Origin of the sequence: Thioclava sp. JM3, from assembly GCF_002213185.1 — a bacterium.
Lineage (GTDB): Bacteria > Pseudomonadota > Alphaproteobacteria > Rhodobacterales > Rhodobacteraceae > Thioclava > Thioclava nitratireducens.
The window spans coordinates 328,350-339,390 of sequence record NZ_NBOB01000001.1; the positions used below are offsets into that span (position 1 = coordinate 328,350).

General features: G+C 63.9%; 12 protein-coding genes. 5 read left to right on the forward strand and 7 right to left on the reverse strand.

The genetic code is table 11. From position 1 onward, the window contains the following. Positions 1 to 48 precede the first annotated feature (48 nt). Genes trmFO through gluQRS form a run of 3 tightly spaced genes read left to right on the forward strand, consistent with a single transcriptional unit; the run spans position 49 to position 2,459 of the window. Entirely contained in the window at positions 49 to 1,398 is a 1,350-nt protein-coding gene (gene trmFO / locus B6V73_RS01545; protein ID WP_075774867.1) for a methylenetetrahydrofolate--tRNA-(uracil(54)-C(5))-methyltransferase (FADH(2)-oxidizing) TrmFO, read from the forward strand. Further along, entirely contained in the window at positions 1,395 to 1,589 is a 195-nt protein-coding gene (locus tag B6V73_RS01550; protein WP_075774868.1) for a hypothetical protein, read from the forward strand. The genes trmFO and B6V73_RS01550 overlap by 4 nt, the downstream gene beginning before the upstream one ends. 21 nt (positions 1,590 to 1,610) lie before the next feature. Beyond that, positions 1,611 to 2,459, forward strand: a complete 849-nt coding sequence (gene gluQRS, locus B6V73_RS01555) for a tRNA glutamyl-Q(34) synthetase GluQRS (RefSeq protein ID WP_088724334.1) — start codon at positions 1,611 to 1,613, stop codon at positions 2,457 to 2,459. A 28-nt stretch (positions 2,460 to 2,487) separates the two neighbouring features. Here gluQRS and hisI read toward each other — a convergent pair whose 3' ends face one another. Then, positions 2,488 to 2,850 carry a phosphoribosyl-AMP cyclohydrolase gene (gene hisI, locus B6V73_RS01560; protein WP_088718574.1) on the reverse strand — a complete coding sequence of 121 codons (363 nt, stop codon included), beginning with the start codon at positions 2,848 to 2,850 and terminating at the stop codon, positions 2,488 to 2,490. 61 nt (positions 2,851 to 2,911) lie between these two features. Here hisI and B6V73_RS01565 point away from each other — a divergent pair, with 61 nt between their 5' ends. Further along, the gene (locus B6V73_RS01565) at positions 2,912 to 3,340 is read left to right on the forward strand and encodes an iron-sulfur cluster assembly scaffold protein (RefSeq protein ID WP_075774871.1); all 429 of its coding nucleotides are present in this window, start codon (positions 2,912 to 2,914) and stop codon (positions 3,338 to 3,340) included. Between the two features lie 167 nt (positions 3,341 to 3,507). On the opposite strand, the gene B6V73_RS21310 is transcribed toward B6V73_RS01565, so the two are convergent. The 5 genes from B6V73_RS21310 to B6V73_RS01585 all read right to left on the reverse strand — a co-directional run bounded on the left by B6V73_RS21310 (position 3,508) and on the right by B6V73_RS01585 (position 9,128). Continuing rightward, positions 3,508 to 3,630, reverse strand: a complete 123-nt coding sequence (locus B6V73_RS21310) for a hypothetical protein (RefSeq protein WP_255266459.1) — start codon at positions 3,628 to 3,630, stop codon at positions 3,508 to 3,510. A 112-nt stretch (positions 3,631 to 3,742) separates the two neighbouring features. Further along, positions 3,743 to 5,833, reverse strand: coding sequence for an ATP-dependent DNA helicase RecG (recG, locus tag B6V73_RS01570; RefSeq protein WP_088724503.1), 2,091 nt, complete (start codon positions 5,831 to 5,833; stop codon positions 3,743 to 3,745). After that, positions 5,830 to 7,953: an NAD-dependent DNA ligase LigA gene (gene ligA / locus B6V73_RS01575; RefSeq protein WP_088722807.1), complete on the reverse strand. Its 2,124-nt coding sequence runs from the start codon at positions 7,951 to 7,953 to the stop codon at positions 5,830 to 5,832. Before ligA ends, recG begins: the two co-directional genes overlap by 4 nt. Positions 7,954 to 8,041: 88 nt before the next feature. Continuing rightward, the gene (locus tag B6V73_RS01580) at positions 8,042 to 8,755 is read right to left on the reverse strand and encodes a response regulator transcription factor (protein ID WP_075774873.1); all 714 of its coding nucleotides are present in this window, start codon (positions 8,753 to 8,755) and stop codon (positions 8,042 to 8,044) included. Between the two features lie 94 nt (positions 8,756 to 8,849). Next, complete coding sequence (locus B6V73_RS01585; protein ID WP_075774874.1) at positions 8,850 to 9,128, reverse strand: DUF1153 domain-containing protein; 279 nt, start codon at positions 9,126 to 9,128, stop codon at positions 8,850 to 8,852. A gap of 131 nt (positions 9,129 to 9,259) precedes the next feature. Between B6V73_RS01585 and mnmA the strand changes: the two genes are divergently transcribed. Further along, on the forward strand, positions 9,260 to 10,396 hold the full coding sequence (gene mnmA / locus B6V73_RS01590; RefSeq protein ID WP_088724335.1) for a tRNA 2-thiouridine(34) synthase MnmA: 1,137 nt from the start codon (positions 9,260 to 9,262) through the stop codon (positions 10,394 to 10,396). Between the two features lie 127 nt (positions 10,397 to 10,523). Here mnmA and B6V73_RS01595 read toward each other — a convergent pair whose 3' ends face one another. After that, positions 10,524 to 10,895: a phasin family protein gene (locus B6V73_RS01595; protein WP_075774876.1), complete on the reverse strand. Its 372-nt coding sequence runs from the start codon at positions 10,893 to 10,895 to the stop codon at positions 10,524 to 10,526. Positions 10,896 to 11,041: the final 146 nt, after the last annotated feature.

Sequence of the window (11,041 nt, forward strand, 5' to 3'; positions counted from 1 at the left end):
CGCGGATCGGCCTTCCCTTTTGCCGCTTTGACCACTACATGAGCGGCCATGACAGAAGAACTCCATATCGTCGGCGGTGGCATGGCGGGCTCGGAAGCGGCCTGGCAGGCGGCGAATGCCGGCATCCGCGTGGTGCTGCACGAGATGCGCCCCAAGGTCGAAACCTTCGCGCACCAGACCGGTAACTATGCCGAGATGGTCTGCTCGAACTCGTTCCGCTCGGACGATCACGAACGCAACGCCGTGGGTCAGCTCCATTGGGAGATGGGCGCCGCGAACGGGCTGATCATGGAGACCGCGCGCAAGCACCGTCTGCCCGCAGGCGGCGCGCTGGCCGTGGACCGCGAGGCGTTTTCGCAATCGGTGACCGAGGCGCTTCGCGCCCACGAGAACATTTCCTTTACGGAGGAAGAAGTTACGGAGCTTCCTTCAGAGGGAAAATGGATCTTTGCGACCGGGCCTCTGACGTCTGAGAGCCTCGGCAAAGCTATCCTGCAAGCCACCGGCGAAGAGCGACTGGCCTTCTTTGACGCCATCGCGCCCATCGTCTATGCCGACACGATCGACATGTCCGTCGCATGGCGCCAGTCGCGCTACGACAAGGGCGAGACCGAGGAAGAGCGCACGGCCTATATCAACTGCCCGATGACGAAGGACCAATACGAGGCCTTCATCGACGCGCTGCTCGAGGCCGACAAGACCGAGTTCCACGAGGGCGAGACCGCGGGCTATTTCGACGGCTGCCTGCCGATCGAGGTGATGGCTGAACGCGGTCGCGAGACCCTGCGCCACGGGCCGATGAAACCGGTCGGCCTGACCAACGAGCACGATCCGCAGACCAAGGCTTGGGCGGTGGTGCAGCTGCGCCGCGACAACGCGCTCGGCACGCTCTACAATATCGTGGGCTTCCAGACCAAGATGAAGTACGGCGCGCAAGCTGCTGTTTTCCGGATGATTCCGGGGCTTCAGGATGCCAAGTTTGCGCGTCTCGGCGGGATTCACCGCAACACCTTCATCAATTCGCCGACGCTCCTCGATGCTCAGATGCGGCTCAAATCGCACCCGAACCTGCGCTTCGCGGGCCAGATCACCGGCGTTGAAGGCTATGTCGAAAGCGCCGCGATGGGCCTTCTGGCGGGTCGCATGGCCGCTGCGGAGCTTCAGGGCCGCGAGTTGCCGCCACCGGGACCCGAAACCGCGATGGGGGCGTTGATCACCCACATCACAGGGGGGGCCGAGGCGAAGACGTTCCAACCGATGAATGTCAATTTCGGGCTCTTCCCGCCGATCGACGCCAAGGGCGGGCGGCGTGGCCGCAAAGACCGCTACAAGGCCTATACCGATCGCGCCAAGACGGTCTTCGGCGACTGGCTGGCACATCAAGGAGAGACCGTATGAACTACGTTCTGGCCCTGTTTCTGCCACCGCTTTCGATCCTGCTGATCGGGCGCATCTTCCTTGCGATCCTCGTCTTCGTGATCTGGGTTCCGGCGATCATCTTCTCGGGCGGCCTGACGCATCCGATGTTCATCGCGCTCGCCTGGATCCTGATCTATCAGGCGCATGCGGATCGCCGCGCGGGCGGCTGATTTGGCAGGGTGCGCGCGTCGATGATCACACGCTTCGCCCCCTCGCCAACGGGCCCGCTGCATCTGGGCCATGCCTATAGCGCGATCCTAGCGCATGACATGGCGCGCAACGCGGGCGGGCAGTTCTTGCTGCGCATCGAAGACATCGACCAGAGCCGCGCGCGCCCGCACTGGGAACAGCAGATCTACGACGATCTACACTGGCTCGGGCTGTCTTGGGACGGGCCGGTTCTGCGCCAATCGGATCGCTTGAACCTCTATCGCGAAGCCCTTGAAAGACTTTGGGAAAGCGATCTTCTCTTTGCATGCTCCTGCACCCGCCGCGACATTGAGGCAGCCGCCTCCGCACCGCAGGAAGGCGCGCAATACGGGCCCGACGGGCTGATCTATCCTGGCACCTGCCGCGAGCGCGGCGCGCGCCGACCCGGGGCTCCGCTGCCTGAAAGCGCCTTGCGGCTGAATATGACCCGCGCCGCCCGCGATATCCGCTTCGAGGAAATCTGCGCGCTGCACAAAGGCACGCATCACATCTCTCGCGCCGATCTGATCGAGAAGGTGGGCGATGTCGTGCTTGCACGCCGCGAGATGGGTACGTCCTATCACCTCGCCGTGGTGCTAGACGATGCCGCACAGGGCATTACCCATGTCACACGCGGCGCAGACCTGTTCGACGCCACGCAGATCCACGTGCTGCTTCAGAGACTACTCGAACTTCTCACGCCAACTTATTGCCATCACGAGCTAATCCGAGACGAGAACGGCAAGCGCCTCGCCAAGCGCGACGACGCCCGCGCGATTGCGAAATACCGCGAGGATGGGGTCACCCCGGACGAGATTCGCCGCATGGTCGGGCTACCCGCTTCCTCTTGACGGAAATATCCTCCCCGAAGGGTCGCTCTCAATCTTCCATCGGCGTGAGGATCTCGACCTCCTCGCCATCGCGGATCGCGGTATAGAAGCACGACCGGCGATTGGTGTGGCAGGCCGGGCCTTCCTGCTCCACCAGCACCAGAAGCGTGTCGCGGTCGCAATCCACCCGCATCTCGCGCAGGCGCTGCACATGGCCCGAGGTCTCGCCCTTTACCCAGAACGATTGCCGCGAGCGCGACCAATAGGTTACGCGCCCTGTTTCGAGTGTTCTCGTAACGCTCTCAGCGTTCATCCATGCCATCATCAGGATATCGCCCGACAGCGCATCCTGCGCGATGGCGGGGATCAAACCGTTGGCGTCATAGGTCAAGCTGGCGGGATCGAATGGCATCTGCTCTTTCCTTCCTGTGGCTCAGGTCCTATCTACGCCGGACGGGCCGAAGGGGAAAGAGATGAGCGACACCGATCTGATCAAGCTCTATTCGCAGCGTATTCTGGCGCTGGCCGCCGATATGCCGGGCACCGATCCGCTGCCCGAGCCCGACGTGACCATGCGCAAGCGCGCGCCGCTTTGCGGCTCCACAGTCGAAGTCGCGCTGACCTGCGCAGACGGCCGCGTGACCGGCTATAGCCAGACCGTACATGCCTGCGCGCTGGGTCAGGCTTCTGCTGCGATCTTCGGGGCCCAGGTCGTGGGCCGCACGCGCGATGAGATCGCGAAGCTGCGCGATCAGCTGGCCGAGATGCTCAAGGGCGGCCCTGTCCCCGATGCGCCCTTCGGCGATTATGAAGTACTGCAAGCCGCGCGCGACTACCCCAACCGGCATGGCTCGATCCTGCTCGCCCCCGAGGCGACGCTCGAAGCGCTCGAGCAGTGCTGAGCCGCTAAACTCTCTTCTACGCGATAAAAAAAGCCGCCACTCGAAAGAGCGGCGGCTGAAGGTTGCGCTTTACGGACAGGCGGGCCTGGGGGACAGGCAAAGCCGCGGGTTTGGGACAGGTGCGGCAGCCAAAAAGCGCGAGGCAGTAACGATGAGACAGGTCGGGCTTAGAGGAGCCCCGGCAGCCAAAGCGCCATGATGAAGCTTGCGCAAAGCGCGATGCCCCCTACGGCGTCGGCCAGCAGCGTGCTGTGATTGCGGTCGAGAAGCTCCTTGATTTCCTTGGCCATCTGGCACCTCCATTCCCTCTGTTGCTACTTTGTTCTCATAATTGACGTCGCGTGTAAAGAACTTTTTAGGAACATTTGAGAACACTGGAGGAGAACGTGAGTCGAACCGGGCTCAGCCGATGCCGATCAGGCGGATCGCGCGGTCCTGTTCCATCAGCCACAGCAGCACCCGCGCCGCCTGTCCGCGCGGGCCGCTCAGCTCGGGATCGTCGGACAGGAGCTTGCGCGCATCCGACTGCGCCACCGCCATCAGACCGGCCTGACGTTCAAGGTCCGCCACGCGGAAACGCGGCAGGCCCGACTGCGCCGTGCCGATCACATCGCCCGCGCCCCGCATGGCGAGGTCTTCCTCGGCGATGCGGAACCCGTCCTCGCTTTCGCGCAGGATCGACAGGCGTCGTTCTGCCGTCTCGCTCAGCGGGCTCTGGTAGATCATCAGGCAGGTCGAGGCCGCAGCGCCGCGCCCGACCCGCCCGCGCAGCTGATGGAGCTGCGCGAGACCGAAACTCTCGGCCCGCTCGATCACCATGATCGAGGCGTTGGGCACGTTCACGCCCACCTCGATCACCGTCGTCGCGACCAGCACGCGTGTCTGCCCCTTCACGAAGGCCGCCATCGCGGCGTCTTTCTCGGCGGAGGGCATCTGGCCGTGAACCAGCCCCACGACATCGTCGCCAAGCGCTGCGCGCAGCGCCAGAAAGCGGTCGGTGGCGGAGCTCAGATCGACGCGCTCGCTCTCTTCGACCAGCGGGCAGACCCAATAGGCCTGCCGCCCCTCGGACACCGCCTTGCGCAGATGCTCGACCACCTCTCCCATCCGCTCCATCGCGACGAGCGCGGTCTTGACCGGCGTCCGACCCGGTGGCTTCTCGTCGAGAAGGCTCACATCCATGTCACCATATTGCGCCAGCGCGAGCGAGCGCGGGATCGGCGTCGCGGTCATGACCAGCACGTCGACCGCCTGCCCCTTGGCACCCAGCTCCATCCGTTGCGCCACGCCGAAGCGATGCTGTTCGTCGATCACGGAAAGCCGCAAATCCTGAAATTCCACGTCTTTCTGAAAAACCGCATGGGTGCCCACGAGGATACCGATCGCGCCCGAGGCCAGATCGACGAGCTTGCGCGCCCGCTCCGCCCCCTTGTCGCGCCCGGTCAGAATCTCCAGCCGGACGCCCGCCGCCTCGGCCAGCGGCGCCAGACCTTCCAGATGCTGGCGCGCGAGAATTTCCGTGGGCGCCATCATCACGCCCTGCCCGCCAGCCTCGACCGCCGTCAGCAGCGCCATGAAGGCGACCAGCGTCTTGCCCGCGCCGACATCGCCCTGCAGCAGCCGGTTCATTCGCCGCTCGGAGCCCATATCGCCCGCGATTTCGGCGATCGCGCGGGTCTGCGCACCGGTCGGCTTGTACGGCAGGCTGGCCAGAACCTGCGCCGAGAGCTTGCCCGTGCCGCGCGTCACCCGACCCTTCTTGCGCCGCGACTGGCGCCGGGCGAGCGCGAGTGTCATCTGATGCGCGAAAAGCTCGTCATAGGCGAGGCGCGCGCGCGCCGGCGCTGTGGCCGCGAGATCGTCAATCTTTTCAGGGTGATGCGCCGTTTGCACCGCGTCGCGCCAATCCGGCCAGCCCTCGCGGCGCTTGAGCGCAGCGTCGATCCATTCGGGCAGGTCCGGCGCACGCGCCAAGGCCCCCTCGGCCGCCTTCGCCATCAGCTTTTGCGTGACGCCGGCGGTGAGCGGATAGACCGGCTCGAAGCGGGGCATCTCGCCCGCATTTTCGGGTGGCAGGATGTAATCTGGATGCACGATCTGCGCCTGCCCGTCATAAATCTCGAGCTTGCCCGAAATGATCCGCCGCGCCCCGTTGGGCATCTGTTTCGCGAGCCAGTCGCCCCGCGCGCGGAAGAAGACCAGCGTGATGTCGCCCTGCGCGTCATGGCACAGAACCCGGTCTGGCGCGCCCTGTTTACGCGCAGGACTATGGGCTCCGATCGTCACTTCGACGGTGACAGTAGTGCCCGCGGGCACGCCTTGCACGGTCGCGACAGGACGGCGATCGATCACCGAATAGGGCAAGGTAAACAACACGTCGCGCGGGCGGGTGATCCCCAACCCCTCGAAATGCTTGGCCGTTTTCGGACCGACGCCCGCGAGACTGTCGAGCTCGGCGAAGAGCTCGAACAGTTCGGAGGGCCGGGTGCTCATGCGCCCCCCGCGAGCGCGATCCATTCATCCTCGTCGATGACGCGGATGTTCAACTCGGCCGCTTTCTTGGCTTTCGATCCAGCGCCCGGCCCCGCGACGAGCAGGTCGGTCTTGGCGCTGACGGACCCCGAGACCTTCGCGCCAAGCGCCTCCGCCCGCGCCTTCGCCTCGGCCCGGGTCATCTTCTCCAGCGTCCCGGTGAAAACGACGGTGAGGCCCGAAACCGGACTGTCGGATTTCGGCTTCTCGGCCTCCTCGACACTCAGATGCGCGGTGAGACGGTCGATCGAGGCGCGCTCGGCCTCTTGCTGGAACGTCGTCACGACCGAGGTCGCGAGCGTCTCGCCGACGCCGTCGATCGAGATCAGATCGTCCCATTCCGGGCCCTGGCCGCAGTCTGCCTGCGTCATCGCGGTCTCGAACGCGTCCCATGTGCCGTAATGTGTGGCAAGCATCCCTGCGCTCGTCTCACCGACATGACGGATGCCGAGCGCGAAGATCAGGCGTTGCAGCGGAATCCTGCGTTTCTCTGCGATGGCGGCAAAGAGGTTGCGCGCCGATTTCTCTCCCCAGCCCTCGCGGTTCTTGAGCTGCTGGATGCCCTGCCCGTAGCGCTCTTCCAGCGTGAAGATGTCGGCGGGTTCCTTGATCCAGCCATCCTCGTAGAATTGCTCGACCTGTTTCGCGCCGAGACCTTCGATGTCGAAAGCCGCGCGAGAGACGAAATGTTTCAGCTTTTCGACCGCTTGCGCGGGGCAGATCAGCCCGCCGGTGCAGCGGCGCACCGCATCGCCCTCTTCGCGGATCGCCTCGGATCCGCAGCGAGGGCAATGGGTCGGAAAGTCGTAGGGCACCGCATCTTCGGGGCGGCGCGCGAGATCGACATCGGCGATCTTCGGGATCACGTCCCCCGCGCGATAGACCTGCACCCAGTCGCCGACGCGGATATCCTTGCCGCCGCGAATTTCCGCGCCCTTGGAATCGCGCCCGGCGATGTAATCCTCGTTATGCAGCGTCGCGTTCGAGACGACCACGCCGCCCACCGTCACCGGCGTCAGCCGCGCGACCGGCGAGAGCGCGCCGGTGCGACCGACCTGAATGTCGATCCCTTCGAGCTGCGTCCAGGCAAGCTCGGCGGGGAATTTATGCGCGATCGCCCAACGCGGCGTGGTCGAGCGGAAGCCGAGGCGGCGCTGCAGCGCGAGGTCGTTCACCTTGTAGACGACGCCGTCGATATCGTAGCCGAGCGTGGCGCGCTTTGCCTCGATCTCGCGGTAATGGGCGAGCATGTCAGCAGGTCCGTCGCAAAGCTCGGTCAGCGGGTTGGTCTGGAAGCCGAGGGATTGCAGCCGCGCGATGGCCTCGATCTGGGTCTCGGCCAGCGGCGCGGAAAGCTCCCCCCAGGCATAGGCAAAGAACTTCAGAGGGCGCGACGCGGTCACTTTCGGGTCGAGTTGGCGCAAGGATCCAGCGGCGGCGTTGCGCGGATTGGCGAAACGCTTTTCGCCCGCGGCCTCGTTGCGGCTGTTGAGCGCGTCGAAATCGGCATGGCTCATATAGACTTCGCCGCGCACTTCCAGCACGTCCGGCGCATCCGCGATCGAGGTCGGAATGTCGTCGATGGTGCGTGCGTTCTCGGTCACGTTCTCACCGACCGCACCGTCGCCGCGCGTGGCGGCATGGATCAGCTTGCCCTTCTCGTAGCGGATCGAGAGCGACAGCCCGTCGATCTTCGGCTCGGCCGTGTAGTTCAGCTTTGCGTCGGATTTTAGACCGAGGAAGCTGCGGACACTTTCGTCGAACTCGGTCACCTCCTCGTCAGAAAAGGCATTGGCGAGGCTCATCATGCGGATCGCATGGGTGATCTTGCCGAAGCCTTCCGCGAGTTGGCCGCCAACCTGTTCGGTGGGCGATTGCTCGGATTTCAACGCGGGAAATTTCGCCTCGATCGCTGCGAGGCGTTGCTTGAGCGCGTCATATTCCGCATCCGAAATCTCGGGCGCATCATGAGTATGATAGGCGGTATTGGCCGCCTCGATCTTGGCGATCAGGCTGGGCATTTCTGCGCGGGCCTCGGCCTCGCTCAGCGCGTCGATCTCGGTGCGGCTTGGCTCGGACATGGAAAACCCCCTCGTGCTGACCTTGGTTTAGGCAAGCGCCGAGGGGGCGTAAAGAGCCGTGACGACGGAGATCGCCGGCTTTGTGAAGTCAGGCGCCCATGGCGATGCGCCGCTCCAACTCCGAAGGGTCGGGATCGCGCAGCACGTAGCCACGGCCCCAGACGGTTTCGATGTAATTCTCGCCTTCGGTGGCATCGGCGAGTTTCTTGCGCAGCTTGCAGATGAAAACGTCGATGATCTTCAATTCGGGCTCGTCCATGCCGCCGTAGAGATGGTTCAGAAACATCTCCTTGGTCAGGGTCGTGCCCTTCCGGAGGCTGAGCAGTTCGAGCATCTGGTATTCCTTGCCGGTCAGATGCACCGGCTTGCCATCGACCTCGACCGTCTTCGCATCGAGATTGACCGAGATCTTGCCGGTGCGGATGATCGATTGCGCATGGCCCTTGGACCGGCGGATGATCGCGTGAATGCGCGCCACCAGTTCCTCGCGGTGAAAGGGCTTCGTCATGTAGTCATCGGCGCCGAAGCCGAATCCCTTGATCTTGTTTTCGGTATCGTCGGCCCCGGTGAGGATCAGAATCGGCGTGTCGATCTTCGACAGGCGCAGCTGGCGCAACACCTCGTGCCCGTTCATGTCGGGCAGATTGAGGTCAAGCAGGATCAGGTCGTAATCGTAGAGTTTCGCGAGATCGATGCCTTCTTCACCCAGATCGGTGCAATAGACGTTGAGATTCGCATGGGTCAGCATCAATTCGATACTGCGCGAGGTCGTCGGGTCGTCTTCCACCAATAAAATACGCATTCTGGGTTCTCCGCATTAATCCCTCGATCAGGTCGAGACTTACATCAAATGGTTAACACCGGGTTACCTTCTCACGTTTCCGCGAGGGTGCAACCTAAAGCTGTTTGAGCTTCTGGATCGCGGTCACCTTAAGCCCTTGAATCCCGTGCCTTTCGATCGCTTCGATCCAGAGGTCGAGCTCCTCGTCGGAGAGCCCGTAGCGCTCCAGCACCTCATCGCGCGAGATCAGATCATGCGCGACCGCCTGCACGATTACGGCTTTTCGGCTGGCCACCCATCTTCGGGTTTTCGGAGAAGGCAGATCGGCACGGGTCAGGATCGTGCCGTCGGCGAGGGTCACCGCGCGCGGGCCGTCGACTTTCTTGAGATACATGGGCTCACCCCTTCAAGCTCTTCACGCCGGCCACATTGGTGCGCACGCCGTTAACACTGCGTGAAACGCGGGGTTGAGAGTGGGTCGCATTTTCCTATATTGCTGCACGTCTCGTTAAAGGACGCTTCATCATGCCCAAGGATCTGCCGCTCAATTCGCTCGGTTTCGCCAAACCGCCCGCGGACACCCGCGTCGTCGTCGCCATGTCGGGCGGCGTCGATAGCTCGGTCGTGGCCGCGAAACTCGCCGAGGAAGGCTATGACGTGGTGGGCGTGACGCTGCAGCTTTACGACCACGGCGCGGCGCTGGCCAAGAAAGGTGCGTGCTGCGCGGGGCAGGATATCCACGATGCCCGCCGCGTCGCCGAGGAGATGGGCTTCCCGCATTACGTGCTCGATTACGAGAACACGTTCCGCGAGGCGGTGATCGACGAATTCGCCGACGCCTATCTGGGTGGCGCGACGCCGGTTCCCTGCATCCGCTGCAACGAGCGCGTGAAGTTCAAGGATCTGCTGGAGACGGCGAAGGATCTCGATGCCGATTGCATGGCGACGGGCCATTACATCCAGCGCAAGGACGGCGCGGCCGGGCCCGAGTTGCATTGCGCGGCCGATCCGAACCGCGATCAGAGCTATTTCCTGTTCTCGACCACGCCGGAGCAGCTCGATTACCTGCGCTTCCCGCTGGGCCACCTGCCCTCGAAGGATGCGACGCGGGAACTGGCGGCGAAATACGGGCTGGCGGTGGCCGACAAACCCGACAGTCAGGATATCTGCTTCGTGCCGAACGGGAACTACGCAAGCGTCATCGAGAAGCTGCGCCCCGGCGCCGCCGATCCCGGCGATATCGTCGACATGGAGGGCAACGTGCTCGGCCAGCATCGCGGCGTGATCCATTACACGATCGGTCAGCGGCGCGGGCTCGGCATCGGCGGACTGGAAGATCCGCTTTACGTTGTGAAGCTCGACCCCGAGACGCGCCATGTCGTCGTCGGCCCCAAAGAGGCGCTGTCGACCCGCACCATCCCCGTGCGCGAGATCAACTGGCTAGGCGACGAGCCCTTCACCTCGCGCGCGGAATGGCACCTGAAGGTCAAGGTCCGCTCGACCCGCCCGCCGCGCGAGGCGATCATCCGCCCCGTCTCGGAGACCGAGGCCGAGGTCGAACTGGTCGTGCCAGAGGAAGGCGTCAGCCCCGGACAGGCCTGCGTGTTCTACGCGCCCGAGGACAGCCGCATCTTCGGCGGCGGCTGGATCTACAAGAAGTAAGCCCGCAAACTGGCCGCAAACGGCACTGCGCGCGGCGAGCCCCTCCGGCTTGCCGCGCCAACGCGTTTTCGGATCGCTCAGACCGGCACGCCGCCGAGGCTCACCCCGTGCTTGCCGACCCGAGGCGTCACTTTTTTCCGACCGCCTTGGCGAGCGCTTCGCCCTCTTCGGTGGCAGAGCGCACCGCGCGTTCCGCGATCCCCGTCATCGAGGTGGCGAGCTTGGTCATCTCGGCGGTGTAATCGCTGGCCGTACGCTGCCAGAACTCACCCCAGAGCGTCATCGCGCGCATCGGATCGGCAGTTTCCGACAGCTGGTTGACCATTTCCTGATCACGCTCGAACCGGGCTTTCAGGAATTCGAGCAGTTCGATGTTCTGCGCGATCATCGATTCCATCATTTTGAGCTGCGGTGCCATCACCGAGCTTACCGAACCCATATCCGGCACCGGCATGCAGCCGGCCATGTTCATGCCGGGTGGGGATTTCTTCTCTGCCATGTAAGCCTCCCTTGTGACTGGATAGCGTAACCCTAACATGGGCGCGCCGAAGATCGTTTGATTTGGAACAATCGTCGCGCGAAAAGCTTGCCCTAGGGCGATTGCCGAAAATTTGGGCCGGGCGCGCGCCCTCGCGTATGCATTTC